Here is a 22,875-nt window from a genome sequence, read left to right as displayed (position 1 = left end):
CAGCAAATCCCGAGCCGATCAGAGCTCACCGACCGAACAGGAGGCCACCCCCGCGGCACTGACCGCCTGAACCATCACATCGAAGAATCACACGACGACGTCGTACACCACGCCCCTGGACTTGACCGCAACGAACTCGGTGTGCTTCATGCGGGTCTATGGCGGGCAGTTCCTGAAGACACACAGCTACTGGTACGACTATCTGGCCAAGCATCCAAAGGCGGGCCGCCCCAATCATCAGGGCATCCCCGAGGGGCCGTCACGCGGCCATTGGGACAACGAGTACGCCCGCAGCGTCGGGGTGCCCGCGGCCTATGACTACGGTCCTGAGCGGATCGCATGGCTGTGCACGCTCGCGACGTACTGGGCTGGTGACCACGGCACCTTGCGGAAGCTGAACGTGACGCTGCGCCGGTTCAATCTGCAAGGCGATCTGACCACATTAGCCGGACACGTCACCAGCAAGGCCGAGGTGGACGGCAAATCGGTGGTGAGGGCTGAGATATCCGCGACCGATCAACGCGGCATTGTCACCGCCGCCGGTGAGGTCGAGATCGAACTACCGCGAAAGACCGACGGAGAGAAGCCGCGATGACCGACACTTCTGTAGAACCAACCACCAACGGCGCCGGCGAACTCGCCGGACCACTGTCCGGAATCCGGATTCTCGATTTCACCCGTGTGCTTGCGGGTCCGTTCGCGACGATGATGCTGGGCGACCTGGGCGCCGAGATCATCAAGATCGAGCGCCCCGGTAAGGGTGATGACTCGCGCTACAGCGGGCCGAAGGCCAACGGGGAGAGCACCCACTTCATCACCGCCAACCGCAATAAGAAGAGCGTCGTTCTCGATCTGAAGAATCCCGAAGGCGTTCGGGTCGCGCGCGAACTGGCGGCCAAGTGCGATGTCGTCATCGAGAACTTCCGTCCCGGCGTGATGGCGAGGCTGGGCCTGGACTACGAAGCGTTGCGTGAGGTGAATCCCGGCATCGTGGTCGCCTCGATCTCCGGCTTCGGTGCGTATGGCCCGCTTCGGGATCGGCCCGCCTTTGACGTGATCGCGCAGGCGATGACCGGCGCCATGTCAGTCACCGGTCATCCGGACCAGCCGCCGTCACGGCTTGGCGTCGCGATGGGAGACCTGGCAGGCGGGCTCTACGCCATCATCGCCATCCTGGCCGCGGTTCGCGAACGGTCGGTCACCGGCCGCGGCGCCGCCATCGATATCGCGATGTACGACTCGATGCTGGGGTTGATGCACTACTACCTGACCGACTATTTCCTGACGGGGAAAGACCCGGGTCCGGTGGGGTCCGGTAATCCCAGCATCGTGCCCTACGGGGCCTATCACGCCAAGGACGGCGACATCATCATCGCCGCGTTCCAGACGCAGTTCTGGCGGCGGCTGTGTGACGTCATCGGGCGCCCGGAGCTGTCGCGGGATGAGCGGTTTGCGACCAACGATCTGCGCGTCGCCAACAAGGCGGAACTCACAGAGATCCTCGAAGAGGTTCTGATCACCAAGACTCGTGCCGAGTGGTCCGCGGCGCTCGATGAGGCGGATATCCCCAACGCGTCGGTGCAGAAGGTCAGCGAGGTGGTGGTGGCACCCCACACTGAAGCCCGGGGGATGATCGAACAGGTCGAGCACCCGATTGCCGGTACCGTCAAGATGACCGGACGTCCGATCAAATTCGTTGGGCGGGAACGGGAACCGCTGCGTCCTTCGCCGATGCTCGGCGAGCACACCGTAGAGGTACTGCACGAGCTGCTCGCGTACACGAATAAGGACATCGACAATCTGGTCGCCTCCGGCGCGACGGAACTCGGCGCAGTCCCGGCGGAGGTCTGAGCCCGCACCGTGGCAGACCAGATGGAAGCGAGTTGGCCCAGAACCGACTGGCGCGACCTGTACCGCAGCCGTGCGGTGGATGCTCGCACGGCGGCAACCAAGGTGCCCGCAGGCAGTCTCCTCGTGTTCACGTCCTATGAGGGAGAGCCAACGGTCCTGATCGATGCCATGATCGCCGAGGGCGTGCTGGGCACGTGCCGGGGTTTCCAATCGGTGCGGGGCACCCGTGGGCTGCTGGCCGATCCGGAGGTGACGGGCGGGTTTCGCCTGCTGACATATTCCCCCGGAGGCTCGGCCAGCAAGGCCGTCGCCAGCGGCGCCGCGAGCTACATGCCCGGATCGATCCACACCATCTGCCGCCTCTTGGAAGACGGCGACATTGCACCCGACGTCGCCGTGCTGAACCTGTCCATGCCCGACGAAGGCGGTTACTGTTCGTTCGGTACTAGTACTGATTTCGCCGCAATGGCGGCCTACCAAGCCCCCGTCGTCATCGCCCAGACCAACGCCGCAATGCCTCGGGTGTGGTCCGAGGCGCGTCTGCACGTTTCAGAGATCGACTGGTTTGTCGAGGTCAACGAGCCGTTGGCGGTCGCCTCGCCGGCAATCGTCGACGAGGTGGCCGAACGCATCGGCGCGTACGTGGCGGAGTTGGTGCCGGACGGGGCGTGTATCGAGGTCGGCATCGGGGCAATTCCGGATGCTGCACTCGGAGCACTCAGCGGCCGTCGTGAACTCGGCATGCACTCGGGACTGTTGACCGATGGGATGCGGCGGCTGCATGAAAAAGGAGTGCTCACCGGTGAACGTAAGGAGATCGATCAGGGGCTGCTGGTAGCCAACCAGCTGCACGGATCCGAGGAACTGTATCGCTTTGCGGCAACGTCTCCCGCGGTCAGCATGCGATTGGCGTCCTACACCCATGACGTCCGGATCATCGGTGCTCTCAGCAACTTCTACGCGCTCAACTCCGCTATCGCGGTGGATCTGCGCGGTCAGGTCAATTCCGAGTTCCTGCGCGGGAGACAGGTCGCCGGCACCGGCGGTTCGCTCGACTTCGCTATTGGAGCATCGGTGTCCCGTGGTGGACGATGCATCGTCGCGCTGCCGTCTACAGCGGGGGGTGGCAAGTACTCGCGAATAGTGCCGACCCTCGAAACTGGAAGTGTCGTAACGCTACCGGCGGTGCTGGTTGATTTCGTAGTCACGGAGTACGGAATCGCGCGGCTGACTGGTCGCACGCTGGAGGAACGCGCCCGCGAACTTATTGCCGTGTGTCATCCCGACTTTCGTGACCGAATGCGTGCGGGATCATGACGGCGTCGTTGTGTGTTACGGCGCCCTCAGCCGGATTTGCCGGCATCGTTACCGTGGGTGGTGGCGTCGAAATCGTGGCTGGCACACAGGTGCGCTTGCATTTGCTTCTCGGCCCGCTCAACGTCGCCGTCGCGAATCGCGCTGACGATTGCCACGTGCTCTTCGATGGTGCGACGCAGGCGCGCAGAGCTGCGTTGGCTGGAGTTGTAGAACCGGTACTGGTCGACGCGGTTATAGACTTGGTCGAGGAATCGCGTCAGCATTTTGTTATGGGTCGCCTCGAAGATCGCCTGATGGAATGCGCGCGCAGACGACAGCGCCATCGCCGTGTCGCCACTCTTGATCTCGTAACGCATTTCGGAGATCGTTCTCTCGAGCTGCGGGACGATCGTGTCGACCGGCTGGCGGGCAATCACCTGACGAACCGCCAGCGTTTCCAGGGCAACCCGGATTTCGTGAACATCTTCGGCCTCGGCAGCCGACAGGCTGGCCACCAAGATTCGTCGGTGATGGCGGGTCAGCAGACCCTGTATCTCAAGCTCGCGCAGGGCTTCCCGCACGGGCGTGCGGCTGACCCCGAGCTGAGTGGCGATCTCGCTTTCGGTGATCGTCTGCCCTGGCGCAAAAGCCCCGGAGAGGATCCCGTCGCGGACCGCGACAAATACATCGCCGACGGCCGACGACGAGCGGTGCTGCGCGGCCGAAGTGGTCGCGAACGGATTCGGTTGCACCGAAGGAGTCCTCTCTCTCGTCCTCCGAGAGGTGGCCGCACGATCAGCCTTCTCGGGCCGCCGGCCCAGTCGGGCCAGGCCTGGTGGCCTGGTGCATGCTTGTATGCGAATGTCCAGCTGGTAGCCCAGAGTAGCAACTCCAGACCCCGAATCAGAAGAGCGGCACACGATGGTGCCATGGCGGAAGGGCGACAGTGTCTGACGAGTTAGCGAATATCTTCTCTGCGGCCGAACGGTTGATCGACCAGCTCGACAACCCTCTGCACATCGCGATCATGGAGAACTACCGCATGCACGCGATGCTGGAGTACTGCGGTCGTTTCGAGGAACTCCTCGCCCCCACGATGACCGTTGAGCATCCGGTGTATCGAATCTGCACTCCCCAGACGGGATATCGCGTCTACGACGGCATGGACGAGGTCAAGAACGACTTCTACGCGCCCCTTGTCGAAAATGGGCAGACCGTGCAGACCAAGGAGCAAGAGCTCATCTCCGTCAACGATTGGGGATTCTCCCAGGAGCAGTTCGTCCACCAGCACCTGCGCGGTCGTGCGGCACGAGCCAAGGGGCACGATATCGCCGATCGGGAACTCGACGGATATTTCATCGAGGATCACTGGACGTCGATGTACTTCGTCTACAACGAGGAGCCGCGGCTCGTCGGCGAACATATTTATCACTCGCCGGCCACCGATCTCCGGGAGATCACTGCTGACGAGTTCTATGAACTCGAACAGCTTCGCGCGGTGCTTGAACCCAAGATTGCAGCGGGACCGCACCGGCGGCTCTCGGTGGGGGGCGCGTCGTGAGCGAAACCACTCTGTCCGACATCCCGACCTTCTTCTCCGACGAAGTCGCTGCTGACCCGTACGCGTTCTATCGAAGGCTGCGTGCCGAGGAGCCTGCGCACTACGACCCCGATCTGAACGGGTATCTGATCAGTCGGCACGCCGACGTGGCGAAGGCCTACCGGGATCCGATCTTCAGCTCACGCAGCTACGAGCGGATTATCGAGCCGGTGTTCGGGCGCTCGCTTCTCCAGATGGACGGCAAAGAGCACGCGCGCAAGCGTGCGCTGGTGACCCCCTACTTCCGCGGTAAGGGCCTGGAGGCGTGGCACGGCGTAATTACACGGAATGCCGTGGCCATCCTGGGGGATGCCACCGCCGGCGCCGCCGAACATCTTGCCAGCCGGTTCGAGCCGGGCCAGACGATCGACATCGTCGAGGAGTTCTGTAACTACCTTCCCGTGTTTGTCATTACCGAGATGCTCGGGCTGCCGCGGTCGGATTACCCGCGCTTCAAAGGGTGGTACACGGCCCATACCAATTTCGTCGGTGCATTCGGCTCTGATCCCGAGATCGATCGGATCGGGCGGGCTGCGACTGCCGAGTTGTGGGAATACCTGACGCCGATCATCGCCGAGCGACGCGCGAATCCCGCTTCCGACCTCATCTCTACCCTGGTGACCGCCGAAGTCGACGGCGAGATGTTCGACGATATCGAGGTCAAGACCCACATCACTCAGCTTCTCAATGCCGGCTCGGAGACCACGGGTAAGGCGCTGGCGAGCATGATCGCATTGGTACTCGAGCGGCGCGAGTATTTCGAGGAGATGCGCCAAGATCGCTCCAAGGTCACCGCGGCGATCAGCGAGGCGCTGCGCTACATCCCGCCGTCGCAGATGAACAGCCGGCAGGTCACCGAGGATGTCGAGCTCCACGGTCAGTTCATTCCGGCTGGGTCATTGGTGGTATTGCTTATCGCGAGCGCGAATCGGGATGAACGGCGTTTCGACCATGCCGACGTATTCGATCCTCGGCGAACGGATTTGGATCACGAGAAGGTATTCAACAACACCGGAGAGCACTTTGCGTTCGGCGGCGGGCGGCACTTCTGCCTCGGCGCGATGCTCGCCCGCAGCGAGATCGAGGTCGGGATGAACCTGTTGATGGACAGGTTCCCCAATATGCGTGTAGCCGAAGGGTTTACGCCGAGCTGGACTGGAGTGAAGGCGCGTTATCAGCCCAAGCTCCTCTTGACTCTCTAGCTGCTGATGGCGGATTCCTACTACGAGCGTATCGACCAAAACGACTTGTTCGGTGAGCGATTCAGCGCGACCGAGTACGTCCGCGGTGGGTGGGATCCGACGATCCAGAACGCAGCGCCGGTGTCGGCGTTACTCGTACGCGCCATGGAGCGATGCAGTCCCCGCCAGGACGTTCGTCTGACCAGGGTGGTGGTAGATCTGCTCGGTCCGGTGCCGATTTCTGACGAGCTGTGGGTGATCGCGCAATTGGAGCGGACGGGTTCGAAGATCGAATTAGTGAGCGCCGAAATGCTCGCTCCGGCCCCCGGTGGTGGATTTCGCACTGTCGCTAAAGCCGCCGCCTGGCGGTTCGCCCGGTTTGATACCGAGGCGCTGACGTTCGCGGCGGATCTGCCGCTGCGCCCGGTCACGGAGGCCGCCCGGTTCGAGGTCGACGGGACCGCCGCACAGAGCTACATCACCAGCCTGGAGTGGCGCATGCTCACTGAGCTGCACGATATTCCCGCCGAATCGTGGGCCAGACCCATCGTCAATCTGGTTGCGGGAGAGGTGATGACGCCACTGGAGCGGCTGTTCACCATGGCCGATATGGCCAATGGGCTGGGTACCCGGATCGAGATGCTCGACTGGATGTTCATGAACACCGATCTGGCAGTGCACATCCACCGGGTTCCTGACGGCGACTGGATCGGTGTGCGGGCCGAAACGAATTATGGTCCCGATGGTGTCGGAGTCTCGGTGGGCACGCTGTTCGATCAGCGCGGCGCGATCGCCAAGATCCAACAGGCACAGCTGCTACGCCCCCGGGTGGCAACGTGAGCGAGCTCCGGTTCGACGACGAGGTAGTTGTCGTCACCGGCGCCGGCCGAGGAGTCGGCCGCAGCCACGCGCTGTCGTTCGCGGCCCGCGGAGCCCGCGTTGTGGTCGCCGACCTTGGCGTCCAGGTCGACGGAAGCGCGCCCTCCTCTGACCCTGCAGATGAGGTGGTGGGGGAGATCAGGGCGCATGGTGGGGAGGCGATCGCGTGCTACGGCTCGGTGGCCGACGAGGAATCAGCCGCCGCGATCGTCGCTGCGGCCGTGGACACCTACGGCCGGATCGATGCGGTGGTGAACAACGCTGGACTCGGTCTCGGCGGCTTATTCGCGGACACCGATCCTGGGCAATTCCGCACTCTGATGGACGTGCACTACTTCGGCACCATCAACGTCACCCGCGCGGCGTGGCCCCACTTCGTGCGGGCGAATCACGGCCGGGTCGTGAACACCGTCTCCGAGGTGATGCTGGGTGGACTGCCCGGGGTCACCCCATACGGATCGGCGAAATGCGCGATATTCGGGTTCACCCGCACCCTGGCGGTGGAAGCCGTCGCACACGGCATCGCCGTGAATGCGATCGCTCCGCGCGCCTACACCCGGATGTCGGCTTCGCAGGCTGACCAGATGGCCGCGAACCTTGCGCCGCCCGACGGTGCGACGGCGAACCTCGCTTCGGCCATGGTTCCGGACCAGTGCGCTCCTGCGGCTGTATTCCTGGCGCACCGCACGTGCCCGCTCAACGGCGAAGTGCTGCAGGTGGGTCTTGGCGGGATCGCACGCATCGCGGTGGTTCGGAGTCCGGGTATTTGGCGGTCGTCGCTGACCGCGGAAGACATTGCCGCCAATCTCGATGAGATTGGCGGGATCGGCGATGCGCAGGAGCTGCCTGCCGTCCCCACCTGGTGAGTCGTCCTACCGCCTGTTGTTCAGCCGGGTGGCCCATGCCATCAATCCGGTATACCGCACGCCGATCAACCGCGGCAGCGCGGCGGCCACCCAGCCGTCGGGCCCGATGACGATTCTCGGCCGGTTTCTGTCGGCCCCGCGCAGGATCAGCTCGGCCGTCTTGTCCGGCGATGTCCGGGCCGCGCGTTCGTACTGCTGCACGGCTTTGCCGCGGTCCTCGGTGTCGGCTGTACGCATGTTCATCCCGAAATTGCTGTGCACGACGCCGGGGTGCACGCTGTGCACGGTCACTGGATGGCGCTCGACGAGCATTTCCTGATGAACGGCTTCGGTGAAGCCCCGCACGGCGAATTTCGAAGCGCTGTAGGCGCTTTGATAGGCGAACGCGATCAGCCCGAACGCGCTGGAGATGTTGACGAGACGCGCGGGCCGCTGCGGGGATCCGGCCTCGATCAGCTGTGGCAGAAATGCCTTGGTGCCGTTGACCACACCGCCGACATTGATCGCCATGAGCCAGTCGAAGTCGGCGAAGGACATGTCTGCTGCGCTGGCGTAGAGGTCGACTCCGGCGTTGTTGAACACCAGTGACGCGCATCCGAGGTCTCGGCGCACGTCGTGTGCGAACGACAGGACTGCCGCCCGGTCGGTGACGTCGAGTGGATAGGCGCTCACCCGATCGGAGCCGGACAGGGCCTGGGTGTCGGCTAGTCCTGAGGAGTCGATATCGGCGGCCGCGACGCGTGCGCCCTCACGCGCGAGGGCGCACGTGAGCGCGCGGCCGATGCCGGAACCTGCACCGGTGACGACGGCGACTCGGTTGAGGTACCGCACGCGATTCCTGCCGTATCAGTCGATTACGAGCGGCAGCTTCGCCCAGCCGCGCACGCTCTGGGTATGTGCCTTTTCGGCGTTGTCGTAGTCGACGCTCCAGTCGGGCCACCGCTTGAGCACTTCCTCGAGTGCCACGCGGGCTTCCATCCGCGCCAACGAGGATCCCAGGCAGAAGTGCAGGCCGACCCCGAAGCTCAAATGGCTCCCCTTGCGATGGACGTCGAAGCGATCAGGATCCGGGTAATGGCGTTCATCTCGATTGGCCGAACCGTTGATCAGCAACATTGCGGACCCTTCCGGCACCTGCTGTCCATAGAATTCGGCGTCACGGGCGACGTAGCGCGCCTGCACCGGCGAGGGTGCTTCGTAACGCAGGACCTCCTCGACAGCGCCGCCGAGGAGAGCCGGGTTGGCCGCGAGTTCGTGGCGCTGGTCGTCGTGGTCGGCGAGCAGCTGCCCGGCGAAACCGATCAGGCGGGTGGTGGTTTCGTTCCCGGCGCCGGCGATCATCACGCTGTAAGCGAGTGCCTCGTCACGGGTCAGCCGACGGACGGTGCCGTCCGCCTCCTCGACATCGGTGTGCAGCAGATCGGTCATCAGATCGTCGGACGGATTGTCAGCGCGCCAGTCGATGTAGTCGGCGAACAGCTGGAACATGTTCGCGAACGGGTCGTCTTTGAACTCGCCGAATCCCTCTTCGGAGATGGCGAGGAAGTCGTCGGCGCCGTCGCGGATGGTGGCCTGACTGCTTTCCGGAATGCCGAGCAACGCCCCGATGACACGCATCGGCATGTGCTTGGCCAGCACGGTCATCAAGTCGAATCCGGACTCACCGACGAGTGGCTCGAGTGCTTCCACGCAGAAGCTGCGCGCCAACGGTTCGATGGCGTTCATCCGTCGCGGAGTGAACACCCGCGACAGCATCTTCCGGTGCAGGTCGTGGATCGGCGGATCTTCGAAGAGCAGGATGCCGGGAGGCACCTCGATGTTGTTGACCAAGAAATCCAGGATCGTGCCCTTGCCCGACCGAAAGGTCTCCCAGTTGTGGAGTTCACGCTGCACGTCGTCGTAACGGGTCAGCGCATAGAAGCCGTATTTTTCGTTGTGGTAGAGCGGCGCCTCGTCGCGCAGGCGCTTCCAATACGGATAGGGATCTGAGTCGATGTCGAAATCGTATGGGTCGTAATAGACGTCGCTCGCTGTGGCTTCAACCATGGCGTAACTCCTGTTCCCGGGTGATCACTGGGGCTGGACTAGGGGTGGCGCGCCGAGTCACGATTGACGGGCCTGACAACGGAACCTTGATGATGCCGGGCGCGGCGGCAACGACGGCCGGTATGGCGTTGACGACCGCCATGGCCGTGGCGGTGACGCCGGGGTTGACGATGTCGCCGATTTCGGCCTCGTCGAATTCGAAGTCGAACCGAAAGCTTGGGCGGCCCGAGATGTGGAACGACATCCCGCCCGTCAGCCGGCCCGGGTCGGGCCAGTGAGACGGCCATGGTGCGTTCGACACCGCGGCGAAGTACTGCACTGCGACGATGGGTTGCTTGTCTATTGTCCCGGCGAGCCGCCACCGGTGCGCACAGATCGTGCCGGCCGGAACCACCCCGATAGCGGTGTCAAGGTCAGTCGGAGTCAGTACTGTCTCCCAGTCGACTTCGAGGCCATCGAGAGTGAGTCCGAGGATGTCGGCGACGTAGCGGACAACGGTTGACCAGTCGGCTTCGACCTTGCCATAGGCGATGCGCGCCGGCACATAACCGTCGGGCTTACCGAAACCCATCGACTCGTGCAAGACATCCCAAATGGGATATTGCTCATCGAGCCGGATGGCGTAGAGGTCCATTCGGTACGCATCGACCCGCCCAGCGCCGGCAAGCAGAGCGGTGGGGACGTTCAGGCTGATGAAGCCCGGCTCGCTGCCCGTCGCGTAAAACGTCGCCCCACCTTGGTCAGCTGCGGACCCGATGGTGTCGAGCCACTCCTGTGGGGCCGCGGGCGGGTAGACCAGCGGGATGGTCGAGATCGCCACGACGTCGATGCCGGATCGCAGGTAACGGGCGATGTCCTCGACCGCCTGCGCCTCGCGCCGGACCGCAGTGGCGCAATAACACACGCAGTCCGGTCGCAATGCGATGACCGCGTCCACGTCGTCGGTTGCCCTCACGCCGACGTCGGCGCGGCCGCAGAGGCTACCGGCGTCGACCCCGGCCTTCTCCGGTGTCGTAACTGCGACGCCGACGAGCTCGAGTGCGGGATCGTCGATGATCGCCCCCAACGCCTCCCGTCCGGTGAGCCCGGTGCCCACGTGCACGACACGAAGTCTGGGCCTCGTGGTACCAGTCATCGTCGTCCCGACCTCAGAGGGCCAACAACGCCGCGGTGCGATCCCACAATTCGCGCGCGGCTTCGCGGTCGCGGGTGATCTTGTGGTTCTTGCCGACCTTCCGTTTGACGTAGTACTCACCGGACGTCCAGCCGCGGCCGGCCGCGGTCGTGGCCAGCCAGACGAGCTGGTCGCATCCCTGCTCGGGTGTCGTGCCGATGAGTCGGCCGATGCCGGTGGCCTGGAAGAGTGCGATCCCACGCGAACTCGACCCCGGCGCAAAGTTGGAGACCACCCAGCCCGGATGGAACGCCGCGCTGGTGAGGCCCTCAGACCGATAGCGCCGATCCAGTTCCAAGATGAACATGTTGATCGCGATCTTGGACAGCGCATAACCTTTCATGCCGCTGGTCCGGCCGTCGTGAAGCAGGTCGTCGACACTGACCTTCCGAATCAGCGGCTGATACGCGCTCGAGGTGTTGACCACTTTGGCGCGCGACTCGATCAGACGATCCAGCAACAGGTTCGTCAGCAGGAATGGCGCGAGGTAGTTGACCTGCAGGACGTTCTCGTGGCCATCCACCGTCGGCCGGTCAGACTCCACCATGCCGCCGGCGTTGTTGGCCAGGACGTCGATGCGCTCATAGCGCTCCTTGAGGTCGTCGGCAAGCTGACGTACCTGGTCGAGCTCGGAGAAGTCGGCGACGAAGAAGTCGGCTCCCGTCTCGGTGGCGACCGCTTTGGTCTTCTGCGGTGAGCGGCCCACAATGACGACGTTCTCGCCATCGGCGATCAGACGGTGGGCCGCCGCTGCTCCAACGCCGTCGCTGGCGCCGGTTATGACGATGGTCTTGCCCGCCACGTCATCAATCCTCTCGTCCCGTCCCGACTGCACGGGCGAACTACACACTATCCATTCTTGGAAGTGAGAATTCTGCTTATCGGCTGAGCAGCCGCGCGGCCCCCGCGGCCGACTGCATTGTTAGCGCAGCTGCTGAGTCGCCGCCTGCAGGACGTCCGCGCCAGCGCCGGTCTTCTCCCGGGTGGACAGGGCTTTGACGGAGACGTCGTGGCCTTCGGCGGCCTTGCGCAACGCGCCGACGGTCGCTTGCTCCTTGGGGACGTGGGTGAACGGGTCCCAGTGATACCAGCGCAAGGCGTTCTCGTAGGTCATCTTGTTGATGTCGTCGTCTGAGACGTTGTGGGCTTTGAGCCCTTCATCGAGCTCTTCGGGCGCAGAGGGCCACATCGAGTCGCTGTGCGGATAGTCGGCTTCCCAGCAGATGTTGTCGATACCGATGTGATGACGCAGTTCCAACCCGATCGGATCGGAGATAAAGCACGTCAGGAAGTGGTCACGGAACACCTCCGAGGGCTTTTGCTTTCCGAAATCCTGGCCCGTCCACGTGGAGTGAAGATCGTAGGTGCGGTCGGCGCGGTCGAGGAAGTAGGGAATCCAGCCGGTGCCGCCCTCGCTCAGTCCGATCTTGAGGTCCTTGTACTCCTTGATGGGCTTGGACCACAACAGATCCGCGGCGGCCTGGACGATGTTCATCGGCTGTAGCGTGATCATCACGTCAAGCGGTGCATCGGCGGCGGTGATGGCCAGCTTGCCGGACGACCCGATGTGCACGTTCATCACGGTGTCGGTGTCGACCAAGGCTTCCCAGACCGGTCGCCAGTAGTCGTCGTGGAACGACGGGTAGCCCATGGCCGCCGGGTTTTCGGTGAACGTCAACGCGTGCACACCGCGGGCGGCGTTGCGCCGGATCTCCTTGGCGCAGGCTTCGGCATCCCAGATGACCGGCAGGCACATGGGGATGAAGCGCGCCGGGTAGGCCCCGCACCATTCCTCGACATGCCAGTCGTTGTAAGCCTGCACGAGTGCGAGAGAAAACTCAGGATCCTCGGTGGCGAACAGGCGGCCGGCGAAGCCGGGGAACGACGGAAAGCAGATCGACCCGAAGATGCCACCGGCGTTCATGTCCTTGATTCGCTCGTCGACTTGGTAGCACCCCGGCCGGATCTCGTCGAGCCCCTGCGGCTCCAGGCCGAATTCCTCCTTGGGGCGCCCTGCCACCGCATTCAGTGCCACGTTCGGAATCGACACGTTGCGGAACTGCCAGCTGTCACTGCCATCGGGATTGTGAACCAGCCGCGGCGCCTCATCGAGGTATTTCTTGGGCAGGTGATTGCGGAACATGTCGGGCGGCTCGACGAGGTGGTCGTCAACGCTGACCAGAATCATGTCGTCTTTGTTCACATCAGACCTTCCTGTTCGCCAGTCAACTGTATGTGAGTATACCGGCATACAAACGGTGGTCCATAGCGGTTGACGATCTCATCTACCGCATCCAATAGGAGACGATGGCAGTCATGGCAGCGGAATCGTCCGAAGCGGCCGACAACACTTACTGGAACCTGGTGGATGACGCCGCGCGGTCGCGACCCAGTCATGTTGTGCTGTCAGACGACTATGGCCGGGAACTCACGACCCGCGACCTACGCGACGCTGGCCTGCAGACCGCGGCGGCGCTCGCCGAACGGGGCGTCACCGGGGGAACTGTCGTCTCGTGGCAGCTGCCCACCACATTGGAGACCATGGTCGTGATGGTTGCATTGTCACGGCTGGGCGCAGTTCAGAACCCCATCCTTCCGATTTGGCGGAAGAACGAAGTCACGCACGCGTTATCGCAGATCGGCGCACAGGTGTACATCGTCCCGCGCGCGTGGCGGGGGTACGACCACGCCGCCCTCGCCCAACAGATGTCGCAATCGCACGGAACACGCGCGGTGGTGCTGGACTTCGATGGGCCGCCGGCCAACCTGAATTTGCGTCTACCCACGGGCGAACCCGACCAGCTAGGCCCCGTCCCGACGTCGTCTCGGGTGGTGCGGTGGATCTACTACTCATCAGGTACTACCTCGGCGCCCAAGGGAATTCAGCACAGCGACGCCACAATCATTGCGGGTACCTCGGGAATCCTGAATCTGGTGGGGACAGTCAGTGACGACATCTATCCGATTGCCTTTCCCGTCTCTCACATCGGGGGCGCGGCGACGTTGGCGGCGGCGTTGATCACCGGAATGCGGCTGGTGCTCTTCGACGCGTTCGATCCGGCAACGACACCGTTTGCGATGGCGGCTCATCGTCCGACACTGTTGGGGTCGGCAACCCCGTTCTTCGCCGCCTATCTGGCCGCGCAGGACCGGCACGGCACACAACCGTTGTTTGGAGAACTTCGCGGCTGTACGGGAGGCGGCGCGCCGATCACTGCCGAACTGGCGCAGCGGGTCCGGGATGGCCTCGGCGTGCCAGGCATCGCGAACGCCTGGGGGCTGACCGAATTCCCGGTCGCGACAACGCCTTCTGCGACGGCGGGTCCGGAGGTGCTCGACCACACAGTCGGACACCCGGTGGCCGGCGTCCACGTGAGAGTGGTCGGTCAGGGAGAATCTGACGCCGAACCCGGTGCGCTGGGCGAGTTGCGGCTCAAGGGTCCGCAGTGCTTCCTTGGCTACGTCGATTCCACCCTTGACACTGATGCATTCGATGCCGACGGTTGGTTCCGAACCGGGGATCAGGGGTGTGTGGATGTTGACGGAAATGTGCGGGTGACCGGAAGGCTCAAGGACGCCATCATCCGCAATGCGGAGAACATCTCGGCGCAGGAGGTGGAAGAGGCCGTGGCGACGCACGCACACGTCGACGACGTCGCCGTCATCGGAGTTCCCGACGAGCGGACTGGCGAGCGGGTGTGCGCGATCGTGGTGCCCACTGCCGGTGCGACGGTCGCGGTCGCGGACCTCGCCGCGCACTGCGATGCGCAGGGTTTGAGCAGGTACAAATGGCCAGAACGCGTCGAGTTGGTTGACGCGCTGCCGCGCAATCTCACCGGAAAGGTATTGAAGGCCGAACTGCGACAGCGCTTCTCCTAGCAAGTGCTCATTCCTGTGGGCGAGAGGAAGACTGCAATGACTGCCACTCCGCCGGACGGTGACTGGTTGGGTACGCCCTACCTCCGGTTCACCCGGCAGGGACCCTTCGGCGTCTGCACAATTGACCGGCCGCGGGCGCGCAACGCGATGACAGGGGCCATGTACTTCGGCGTCCGTTACGCAATCAGGCTCGTCGACGATGATCCCGACCTGGCAGGGTTGCTCATCACGGGTACCGGTGACGTGTTCGCGCCGGGTGGTGACATGGGCGGCGCGGCCGGCAACGACGACGATTGGATAGGTTTCGGCACAATTTTGGGCTTCGACGTCACCCCCTTCGATGCCTTACGCCAATCGGTGAAACCTGTCGTCGCCGCCGTCAACGGCCTCTGCCAGGGTGGTGGGCTTCAAATGGCGCTGTGCGCTGACATGGCCGTGATCAGCGATCGAGCCAGCTTCCGAGTTCCCGAGTTATACCGCGGGATCGCAGACACCTATTACAGCCAGATGCTCGCGCGGCTCATCGGTCCGGCTCGCACACGTGACCTGATGTTCACCGGACGAACGCTCAGTGCCCTTGAGGCACAGGAGTGGGGAATGTTCAGCCGGGTCGTGGCGCACGAGGACCTACTCGAGGGCGCTTACGACGTACTCGCCCAATGCTGTCGGACGGCGCCGAACGCACGGGCATCGATCAAATCTAGTCTCGATGACTTCCTCGGGCTATGTGACCGGATCGGCATGCAGGCCAGTCTCCAAGGTCTGGAGGCTGTCGAAGGATTTCGAGCGTTCAAGGATCGACGCTCACCTCAATGGGTTCATCCCGCGCTTCGCATAGCGGGGCGACTGTAGTCAACGCACGGGGGCGCGGGTCAGCATGAACCGTGTTCACAGAGAATGCCTGTTCTCATCCGACCGCTGACGCCGTACGTTTATCTTATGGCTTGCGATCTGATTATCCGCAACGGCACGATCGTGGACGGCACTGGCGGTGAGCCGTTCGTCGGAGACGTTGCGATCTCGGCGGGAATCATTGTCGGCATCGGGTCGGTTGAGGATGAGGCGTCGCGTGAGATCGACGCCACTGGATTGCTTGTGACTCCGGGCTTTATCGATCTTCACACCCACTACGACGGACAGGCGATCTGGTCTGACCGTCTCACGCCCTCCTCGGCGCACGGTGTGACGACTGCGGTGATGGGGAATTGTGGTGTGGGTTTCGCCCCCTGCCGCGCTGAGGACCACGAGACGCTGGTCGATGTGATGGCCGGCGTGGAGGATATTCCGGGTGTGGTGATGGCCGACGGCCTACCGTGGACGTGGGAGACCTTTCCCGAGTTTCTTGATGCACTCGACGTTCGCGCGCGTGACATCGATGTGGCGGCGTTCTTGCCGCACTCACCGTTGCGCGTCTATGTGATGGGTCAGCGGGGAGTCGACCGTGAACCCGCTACCGCCGGTGACCTTGAGCTCATGAGCACGCTGGCGGCCGAAGCGATGACCGCTGGCGCGCTGGGCTTCGCATCGTCCCAGATGATGGTGCACCGCAGCGAAAGTGGAGTCCCGATACCCAGCTACGGGGCGGCCTATGCCGAGTACGAGGCGATTGCGCGTGGCATCAAAGCCGCGGGCGGTGGACTGCTTCAGTTCGTCCCCGACCTGGTCACCGACGCCTACGAGCCGGTGCTGAAGACGGTGTTCGACGTCGCGGCCGACGTTGGCCTGCCGGTGACGTTCACACTCGTCATCGGCAATGCGGGCGACCCGCAGTTCATCGATGCGCTGGAGATCGTCGACAAGGCCAACGCGGCGGGAGGACAGATCAGCGCGCAGATCTTTCCGCGCCCAATCGGGCTGGTACTGAGTCTGGAATTATCGGGCAATCCGTTCATCTTGTATCCGAGTTACCAGGAACTTGCTGCTTTGCCGCTGGCCGAGCGGGTCGCTGAGATGCGTAAACCCGCGGTGCGCGAACGGATCCTCAATGACGCGCCGACGGCTGAGGGACATCCACTCATGTTGGCCGCCCAGGCGTTCGACTGGATGTTCCCGATGGGCGATCCACCCAACTACGAGCCCGAGCCCGGTGACAGCATTGCGCAGCGGGCGCGCGCGCGTGGCGTGAGCCCGCTGGAGGAGGCTTACGACAGACTGCTCGATGACGACGGTCGCGCCATGCTGCTGGTCGCAATGGCCAATTTCCGCGGCGGATCCCTGGATACGGTCGCCGAGCTGATCCGGCGTCGGGACGTCGTCCTTGGACTCGGCGACGGTGGAGCACACTACGGAATGATCTGCGATGCCAGCTTTCCCACCTACGTGATGACGCACTGGGTCCGTGATCGGCCAGCTGGTCGGATGTCCGTGGCCGAGGCGGTTCGCGAGCTGACGTCGGTGCCGGCCGGGGTTGTCGGGCTGGGTGACCGCGGCCGAATCGCCTTGGGCTTCAAAGCAGACCTGAACGTCATCGACCACGATGCGCTTCGGTTGCGCAGGCCCGTAGTCGCCCACGACCTTCCTTCGGGCGGACGACGGCTTGACCAGACCGCCGACGGCTACGTTCTGACCGTGGTCAGCGGCGAGGTCATCGCCGAATGCGGTGTGCCCACCGCCGCCCGCCCGGGCAAGCTGGTTCGCGGCCGTCAGCCGGCACCCGTTTGATCATTCAGCGGCTGTCGTCGGGCGAATTGGCGGAATAGCCGAAGAGCCTCTCGAAATCGGCACCGTCGGTGCGGTATTCACTGATCCGCTGCGCGGCCTTCTGGAGCGCCGCAAGTCGGGCCTGTGCACGATCGAGGTCCGTGGTGTTGTCGGTCTGCTGCAGTTCAGCCACCAATGTCGCGGCGCGGTGGATCTCGTTCTGCAACCGGCCGCCGGCCTCGTCGAAAGTCAGCAGGTCATGGTCGTTCTCACCGAGGTCTCCGACAGCCTTGCGCAGTATCGGCACTCTCTCATTCTCGGAAATAATCGTTCTCCTAATCGTGCATCTTGGCCGCGCCAACTGTCTAGTCTGTCAAACAGACGCCGAGTATCGGCCACTTGTCACGATTCTCAGCTTAGGAGCGCGCGATGCCCTTGCAAGACGATATGCAGATCGTCTCGGTTGACGACCACCTCGTTGAGCATCCCCGGGTGTGGCAGGACCGGCTTCCGGACAAGTTCAAGGAAGCCGGTCCGCAGATTATCGAGCATGACGGTAAACACATGTGGCGGTACGAGGGACAGGTGTATCCCAACATCGGACTGAATGCGGTAGCCGGCAAGCCGCCCGCGGAATGGGGGCTCGATCCCGTCCGGTACGAGGACATGCTGCCGGGCTGCTATGACCCCACGGCGCGCGTCCCCGACATGGATATCGACGGCATTCAGTCGGCGATGTGCTTCCCGTCGTTCCCGGGATTCGCCGGTGGAATGTTCTTCCGCGGCCAGGACAAAGAGTTGTCGGTGCTGTGCATCAAGGCGTGGAACGACTTCTACATCGACGAGTGGTGCGCCACAGCTCCGGATCGCTTCATCCCCATGGCGCTGGTGCCGTTCTGGAACATCAACGATGCGGTGGCTGAGGCGGAGCGGGCAGCGACCAAGGGCGCTCGTTCGATCAGCTTCCCCGACAGTCCCGTCCCGCTGGGTCTTCCGTCGTTCCACTCGAAGTACTGGGACCCGCTGTGGGCGGTCTGCTCGGAGGCGGAGATGCCGGTGTCGCTGCACTTCGGATCGGGCGGGTTTGTCCCTGGCTTCTCGTTCTCGTCGTTCAATCCCGATCCTCGCCAGCTGGTCTCGGACCTGGACAGCGATATGCCCCCGGTGGCGATGGATTCGCCGTTCGCGGTCGCCTTCACGTTGTTCAATTCGAATCTCGCCTGGACGACTGTCGACCTGCTGCTGTCAGGCAAGCTTCAGCAGTTTCCCAAGCTGCAGATCGCGCTGTCAGAGGGCGGGATCGGTTGGGTGCCCTACATCTTGGAGCGCACTGACTTCGTGTGGGAGCGCCACCGCTACTACCAGCCGATCGACTTTGACACCCGGCCGTCGGACCTGTGGCGGGATCACTTCTGGGGCTGCTTCATCGACGATGAACACGGCGTCGAGAACCGTTACAAGATCGGAGTCGACCGCATCACCCTGGAGATCGACTACCCGCACTCAGACTCCAACTGGCCGAACTCGCGAAAGAGGGCGGGCGAGGTGCTGGCCAAGGTGCCCGACGAGGAATGCCAGCTCATCGTCGAGGACAACGCCCGCCGGATGCTGAACTTTCCACGATCGAGAGCATCATTGATTCGTTGAAAGCAGGGAGCACTGTCGTGTAAACGTATGGGTCCTCGCATCTCTAAGCGATGCCGCCATGATCATCGAGAATAGATATTTACGATCTACGGTAAGGTAGTTTCTCAATTGTCGTTGACCGGCCAGCATCAGAGGAGAGCATGGCGGATCCAGCTCTGCGAGAGGTGCCGAAGACCGTCGGAGACATCACCCCGCCATGGCTCACCCAGGTATTCCGGTCCCAGCTCGGTGAGGGGGTCCTGGTGACCGACGTGTGCGCCGAACAGATCGCGGAAGACACCGGGTTCGCTTCTCGGATCTACCGATTGCACCTTGTCGGCAGCGCTGGTGTCCCCGCGACCGTGGTTGCCAAACTCCCGGCGAAACCGGAAGTGCGAGCGGCGATCAGTGTGCTCGGCGGCTACGAACGGGAACTGCTGTTCTATCAGCGTTTCGCCAACAGCGTGCCGATCTCCACTCCGCGCGTGTACGCCGCCGACATCGCGTGCTCCAGTGACGACTTCGTCCTGATCCTCGAAGACCTCGAATCCTGGGAAAGCGGCGACCATCTTGTCGGCCTGACGATCGACCGGGCCAGGCTATGTCTCGAGGAGTTGGCAGCCTTGCACGCGTGGTCACGGCAACCGGCCAATGCAGGCGTCCCGATGCTTTTTCCGAGCATCGATGGACCGGTCGCGCGCGACTTGTTCGTTCCCATGTTCGCGTCGGGTTGGCAGGTCTATCGCGAGCGCTCGGAGACGGTGGTGTCTGGTGCGGTGACCCGATACGCGGAGGGCTTCGCCGCACATGCGCCGACTGCGCTGACTGTCATGGCCGAACAGCCGGTGCTATTGCACGGTGACATCCGGGCCGACAACATGTTCTTCGACGGAGCGCGGCTGAAGGTCATCGACCTGCAGTTCATGGCCCATGGCGCCGGTGCCGTCGATGTCGCCTACCTGATCAGTCAGAGTCTGCCGACGGAGGTGCGCCGCGATGCGGGCGACGAAGCGCTGGTGCGCGAATACCTCGACCGCTTCCGGACGTCAGGCGGTGATGACTACGCCTTTGACGACGCGTGGCGACAGTACCGCGCCGCTACCGCGTATTGGATCGTGATACCCACGATTCTGTTAACTGGCTGGGACACCATGGCGCCACGATCTCAGGCCCTGTGCCTGGCCCTCGTCGACCGCGCCGTGGCCGCAATCGACGACACCGCCGCATACGAGGTGGTGGCGTGACGAGCACAAGCCGGTCCGCACGCGAGGTCGTGGAGCTGTACAACCACGTTGTCTGGGGGCAGCGGGATTTCGCGCTGGCCGACGAGCTTATGGGCGACACCGTGATACGCCACGAGGTGGGTGAAGCAGTCGTGCAGACCCACGAGCAGGCGGTCCAGCGCATCGTGGACTCACTGGCGATGTTCGAGGAGATGAGCTTCACCCTCAAGGTCGTCGTCGACGATGGTGAATATGTCGCCGTCGTCTACGAGTCACCCATGCGCTTCAGCGATGGCACGGACATGACGATCAGCAGCATTGAAGTGTTTCGCGTAGTCCTCGGTCGGATCACCGAGGTGTGGAACAGCGATTACAAGCAAGGCACGTGGCACTGAGAGGTGTGGCATGGTCGAACAGCACACAACGTACTGCCGGATCTGCGAACCGCTGTGCGGCATGGTCGCGACCGTGGACGACGGCCGACTCGTGGCACTACGGCCGGACAAGGAGCACCCGCTGTCGAGCGGTTTCGCGTGCCAGAAGGGCATCGCGTTCACCGAGGTGCAGAACGATCCGGACCGGGTGACGACGCCGCTACGCCGCACGGCGGCGGGCTTCGAGCCGGTGTCCTGGGACGAGGCGATGTCGGACATCGCCGACCGTCTCGGGGCGATCCTGCGAGCGCACGGACCGGGGGCGATCGGTTGCTATATGGGCAATCCTGCCGCGTTCAGCTACGCACACCTGATGTGGCTGACAATGTTCGTCAAAGGGCTCGGCGGCCGGCGGGGCGCGAAGTGTCACAACTTCAGCGCTTCGACCCAGGACACGAGCAGCCGGCTTCTGGCAAGCCAATTCCTCTACGGTACACCAACTTCAGTTCCGATCCCCGACCTGCAACGCATCGAATTGTTGGTGATCGTGGGCGCCAACCCGGTTGTATCGCATGGTAGCTTTCTGACCGCACCGCGGATCCACGACCGTCTGCGCGACATCGTCAAGGACGGCGGCCGAGTCGTCGTCGTCGACCCCCGCAGGACCGAGACGGCAACACAATTCGAGTGGCTGGGCATACGTCCGGGCAGTGACCCCTACTTCCTGCTCTCGTTGCTGCATGTGCTTTTCGAGGACGGCCTGGTCGACCGCGGCCGAGCCGACCGCCAGGCCGACGGACTGGACTGGCTTCGCGGACTCGCGCAACCGTGGTCTCCTGAACATACGGTCGCTCGTACTGGGATCGAGCCCGATGCGGTGCGCGCCCTCGCCCACGAACTTTCTGGTGCGCGGCGCGCGGCTCTGTACGGTCGGCTGGGTACCTGTGTGGGGGAGTTCGGCACCCTCACGTCGTACCTCTTGGATGCGGTCAACCTCGCGGCGGGAAACCTCGACGTACCCGGCGGATCGGTCTTCAGCGGATTGCAGATCCCGGGCATGAAATGGACCAACACCGTACTAGGCAGCAGGCTGCGCAGTGCCTACCGCAAGAAGCGAACCCGCGTCGGAAGCTTCCCGCTCGTCACCGGCTACGAGCCGGCGGCGTTGATGGCCAAAGAGATCACCACTCCCGGGAACGGGCAGATCAAGGCGCTGTTAGTCAGCGCCGGCAACCCGGTGTTGACGGTGCCCAACGGCAACGAACTCGCCTCCGCAATAGCCGAACTCGAGCTGTCGGTCGCACTGGATCTCTATGTCACCGAGACGACTGGGCTGTGCGATTACATCCTGCCCGTCACCACGATGTACGAACGCGACGACTTCGCGCTCACTTTTCAGGGCTTCCAGGCGACCGCGTTCCGGCAGACAACCGAGGCGGTGGTGCCCCCGCGAGGTGATGCGCGCGGCGAGTGGGAGATCTTCGACGACCTGATGCAACGCCTCGCCAGGCACACACCGATGTTCGCGGTTTTGGCGGTCATCCGACGAGCGCTCCGGCTGGGGGGCAAGCGGATGAATCCCCGCGTGCTCGCCGACGCGATTGTCCGCCTGTCCGAGGGCGGGGATCGCTTCGGGCTGAAGAAGTCTGGGCTTACGTTCGGCCGCCTCACCAAGGAGCATCCACACGGAAAGGTGCTTTCGGATTATCTGCCGACCGGTGTACTCCCGTCGATGGTGGCGTATCGAAGCCGGCGAATGAAGCTGGAGCACGACGAGATCCGCGGTGAGGTCGACAAGCTGTCGCGGGACGATAGCCCTGACGACTACCCGATGCAGCTCATCGGCATGCGTGAGCCGAAGTCGGAGAACTCATGGATGCACAACACGTCATCGCTGATGCGCGGCGAACGCCGGCATCGTGCGCTGATGCACGAACTCGATGCCGACCCGCTGGGGATCCGCGACGGCGACCGGATCACGGTGGCATCGCGAACCGGGGAGATCGAGGTCGACGTCGAGATCACCAAAGACATCGTGGTCGGTGTGATCGCGATCCCACATGGATGGGGGCACAACGGATCCGGCACATGGCAGCTCGCCAATCGTGCCCGTGGCGCCAACGTCAACGAACTGATGTCGAGCGACGTCGCCGATGTCGAGTCACTTTCCGGCATGTCTCGACTCACCGGAATTCCGGTACGGGTGGCGCGTGCGCAACTCAACAGCGAAAGCCGGTGAA

At 63.5% G+C, this 22,875-nt stretch carries 21 protein-coding genes; 14 read left to right on the top strand and 7 right to left on the bottom strand.

Annotated elements, in window-relative coordinates; all coding sequences use genetic code 11:
• Positions 1 to 121: 121 nt before the first annotated feature.
• From HPC46_RS11380 to HPC46_RS11370, 3 genes are read left to right on the top strand one after another with little or no spacing between them, the layout of a single operon-like run.
• Positions 122 to 595 carry a hotdog family protein gene (locus HPC46_RS11380; RefSeq protein WP_179469792.1) on the top strand — a complete coding sequence of 158 codons (474 nt, stop codon included), beginning with the start codon at positions 122 to 124 and terminating at the stop codon, positions 593 to 595.
• On the top strand, positions 592 to 1,851 hold the full coding sequence (locus HPC46_RS11375) for a CaiB/BaiF CoA transferase family protein (RefSeq protein WP_179469790.1): 1,260 nt from the start codon (positions 592 to 594) through the stop codon (positions 1,849 to 1,851). The genes HPC46_RS11380 and HPC46_RS11375 overlap by 4 nt, the downstream gene beginning before the upstream one ends.
• A 9-nt stretch (positions 1,852 to 1,860) precedes the next feature.
• A complete protein-coding gene (locus HPC46_RS11370; RefSeq protein ID WP_179469788.1) occupies positions 1,861 to 3,168 on the top strand; it encodes an acetyl-CoA hydrolase/transferase family protein in 1,308 nt (435 codons plus the stop codon).
• 26 nt (positions 3,169 to 3,194) lie between these two features.
• Here HPC46_RS11370 and HPC46_RS11365 read toward each other — a convergent pair whose 3' ends face one another.
• On the bottom strand, positions 3,195 to 3,899 hold the full coding sequence (locus tag HPC46_RS11365) for a GntR family transcriptional regulator (protein WP_179469786.1): 705 nt from the start codon (positions 3,897 to 3,899) through the stop codon (positions 3,195 to 3,197).
• Between the two features lie 194 nt (positions 3,900 to 4,093).
• Between HPC46_RS11365 and HPC46_RS11360 the strand changes: the two genes are divergently transcribed.
• The 4 genes from HPC46_RS11360 to HPC46_RS11345 all read left to right on the top strand — a co-directional run bounded on the left by HPC46_RS11360 (position 4,094) and on the right by HPC46_RS11345 (position 7,673).
• Positions 4,094 to 4,708, top strand: a complete 615-nt coding sequence (locus tag HPC46_RS11360; protein ID WP_179469784.1) for a hypothetical protein — start codon at positions 4,094 to 4,096, stop codon at positions 4,706 to 4,708.
• Between the two features lie 146 nt (positions 4,709 to 4,854).
• Complete coding sequence (locus HPC46_RS11355; RefSeq protein ID WP_179469782.1) at positions 4,855 to 5,949, top strand: cytochrome P450; 1,095 nt, start codon at positions 4,855 to 4,857, stop codon at positions 5,947 to 5,949.
• Positions 5,950 to 5,955: 6 nt separating this feature from the next.
• Positions 5,956 to 6,768, top strand: coding sequence for a thioesterase family protein (locus tag HPC46_RS11350; protein ID WP_179469780.1), 813 nt, complete (start codon positions 5,956 to 5,958; stop codon positions 6,766 to 6,768).
• Entirely contained in the window at positions 6,765 to 7,673 is a 909-nt protein-coding gene (locus tag HPC46_RS11345; protein ID WP_179469778.1) for an SDR family NAD(P)-dependent oxidoreductase, read from the top strand. The genes HPC46_RS11350 and HPC46_RS11345 overlap by 4 nt, the downstream gene beginning before the upstream one ends.
• Positions 7,674 to 7,679: 6 nt before the next feature.
• On the opposite strand, the gene HPC46_RS11340 is transcribed toward HPC46_RS11345, so the two are convergent.
• The 5 genes from HPC46_RS11340 to HPC46_RS11320 form a co-directional block, all read right to left on the bottom strand.
• On the bottom strand, positions 7,680 to 8,504 hold the full coding sequence (locus tag HPC46_RS11340) for an SDR family NAD(P)-dependent oxidoreductase (RefSeq protein ID WP_179469776.1): 825 nt from the start codon (positions 8,502 to 8,504) through the stop codon (positions 7,680 to 7,682).
• Between the two features lie 15 nt (positions 8,505 to 8,519).
• Positions 8,520 to 9,719, bottom strand: coding sequence for a cytochrome P450 (locus HPC46_RS11335; RefSeq protein ID WP_179469774.1), 1,200 nt, complete (start codon positions 9,717 to 9,719; stop codon positions 8,520 to 8,522).
• The gene (locus HPC46_RS11330) at positions 9,712 to 10,821 is read right to left on the bottom strand and encodes a dihydrodipicolinate reductase (RefSeq protein ID WP_325096629.1); all 1,110 of its coding nucleotides are present in this window, start codon (positions 10,819 to 10,821) and stop codon (positions 9,712 to 9,714) included. Before HPC46_RS11330 ends, HPC46_RS11335 begins: the two co-directional genes overlap by 8 nt.
• Before the next feature lie 46 nt (positions 10,822 to 10,867).
• Positions 10,868 to 11,695, bottom strand: a complete 828-nt coding sequence (locus HPC46_RS11325) for an SDR family NAD(P)-dependent oxidoreductase (RefSeq protein WP_179469772.1) — start codon at positions 11,693 to 11,695, stop codon at positions 10,868 to 10,870.
• A 120-nt stretch (positions 11,696 to 11,815) separates the two neighbouring features.
• Positions 11,816 to 13,096: an amidohydrolase family protein gene (locus HPC46_RS11320; RefSeq protein WP_179469770.1), complete on the bottom strand. Its 1,281-nt coding sequence runs from the start codon at positions 13,094 to 13,096 to the stop codon at positions 11,816 to 11,818.
• 113 nt (positions 13,097 to 13,209) lie between these two features.
• Here HPC46_RS11320 and HPC46_RS11315 point away from each other — a divergent pair, with 113 nt between their 5' ends.
• The 3 genes from HPC46_RS11315 to HPC46_RS11305 all read left to right on the top strand — a co-directional run bounded on the left by HPC46_RS11315 (position 13,210) and on the right by HPC46_RS11305 (position 17,433).
• The gene (locus tag HPC46_RS11315) at positions 13,210 to 14,772 is read left to right on the top strand and encodes a class I adenylate-forming enzyme family protein (RefSeq protein WP_179469768.1); all 1,563 of its coding nucleotides are present in this window, start codon (positions 13,210 to 13,212) and stop codon (positions 14,770 to 14,772) included.
• Between the two features lie 36 nt (positions 14,773 to 14,808).
• Complete coding sequence (locus tag HPC46_RS11310) at positions 14,809 to 15,624, top strand: enoyl-CoA hydratase/isomerase family protein (RefSeq protein ID WP_179469766.1); 816 nt, start codon at positions 14,809 to 14,811, stop codon at positions 15,622 to 15,624.
• Positions 15,625 to 15,711: 87 nt separating this feature from the next.
• Positions 15,712 to 17,433, top strand: a complete 1,722-nt coding sequence (locus HPC46_RS11305) for an N-acyl-D-amino-acid deacylase family protein (protein WP_179469764.1) — start codon at positions 15,712 to 15,714, stop codon at positions 17,431 to 17,433.
• 4 nt (positions 17,434 to 17,437) lie between these two features.
• Here HPC46_RS11305 and HPC46_RS11300 read toward each other — a convergent pair whose 3' ends face one another.
• A complete protein-coding gene (locus HPC46_RS11300; RefSeq protein WP_179469762.1) occupies positions 17,438 to 17,719 on the bottom strand; it encodes an acyl-CoA synthetase in 282 nt (93 codons plus the stop codon).
• A gap of 122 nt (positions 17,720 to 17,841) precedes the next feature.
• On the opposite strand from HPC46_RS11300, the gene HPC46_RS11295 reads away from it, so the two are divergent.
• From HPC46_RS11295 to HPC46_RS11280, 4 genes are all read left to right on the top strand, one after another.
• A complete protein-coding gene (locus tag HPC46_RS11295) occupies positions 17,842 to 19,059 on the top strand; it encodes an amidohydrolase family protein (RefSeq protein WP_179469760.1) in 1,218 nt (405 codons plus the stop codon).
• 140 nt (positions 19,060 to 19,199) lie between these two features.
• Positions 19,200 to 20,282 carry a phosphotransferase gene (locus HPC46_RS11290; RefSeq protein ID WP_179469758.1) on the top strand — a complete coding sequence of 361 codons (1,083 nt, stop codon included), beginning with the start codon at positions 19,200 to 19,202 and terminating at the stop codon, positions 20,280 to 20,282.
• Positions 20,279 to 20,656: a nuclear transport factor 2 family protein gene (locus HPC46_RS11285; protein WP_179469756.1), complete on the top strand. Its 378-nt coding sequence runs from the start codon at positions 20,279 to 20,281 to the stop codon at positions 20,654 to 20,656. The genes HPC46_RS11290 and HPC46_RS11285 overlap by 4 nt, the downstream gene beginning before the upstream one ends.
• A 10-nt stretch (positions 20,657 to 20,666) precedes the next feature.
• Entirely contained in the window at positions 20,667 to 22,874 is a 2,208-nt protein-coding gene (locus HPC46_RS11280; RefSeq protein WP_179469754.1) for a molybdopterin-containing oxidoreductase family protein, read from the top strand.
• The last annotated feature ends 1 nt before the right edge of the window (position 22,875 follow it).

The sequence above is a fragment of the Mycolicibacterium vinylchloridicum genome (assembly GCF_013404075.1).
Lineage (GTDB): Bacteria > Actinomycetota > Actinomycetes > Mycobacteriales > Mycobacteriaceae > Mycobacterium > Mycobacterium vinylchloridicum.
This window is presented reverse-complemented; position numbering and strand designations above follow the sequence as displayed.

What these genes read in the sequence shown, in the direction of transcription:
- HPC46_RS11375 (WP_179469790.1), top strand. Translation starts at nt 592, where the DNA reads ATGACCGACACTTCTGTAGAACCAACCACCAACGGCGCCGGCGAACTC.
- HPC46_RS11350 (WP_179469780.1), top strand. Translation starts at nt 5,956, where the DNA reads ATGGCGGATTCCTACTACGAGCGTATCGACCAAAACGACTTGTTCGGT.
- HPC46_RS11335 (WP_179469774.1), bottom strand. Translation starts at nt 9,719, where the DNA reads ATGGTTGAAGCCACAGCGAGCGACGTCTATTACGACCCATACGATTTC.
- HPC46_RS11315 (WP_179469768.1), top strand. Translation starts at nt 13,210, where the DNA reads ATGGCAGCGGAATCGTCCGAAGCGGCCGACAACACTTACTGGAACCTG.
- HPC46_RS11310 (WP_179469766.1), top strand. Translation starts at nt 14,809, where the DNA reads ATGACTGCCACTCCGCCGGACGGTGACTGGTTGGGTACGCCCTACCTC.
- HPC46_RS11305 (WP_179469764.1), top strand. Translation starts at nt 15,712, where the DNA reads ATGGCTTGCGATCTGATTATCCGCAACGGCACGATCGTGGACGGCACT.
- HPC46_RS11295 (WP_179469760.1), top strand. Translation starts at nt 17,842, where the DNA reads ATGCCCTTGCAAGACGATATGCAGATCGTCTCGGTTGACGACCACCTC.
- HPC46_RS11290 (WP_179469758.1), top strand. Translation starts at nt 19,200, where the DNA reads ATGGCGGATCCAGCTCTGCGAGAGGTGCCGAAGACCGTCGGAGACATC.
- HPC46_RS11280 (WP_179469754.1), top strand. Translation starts at nt 20,667, where the DNA reads ATGGTCGAACAGCACACAACGTACTGCCGGATCTGCGAACCGCTGTGC.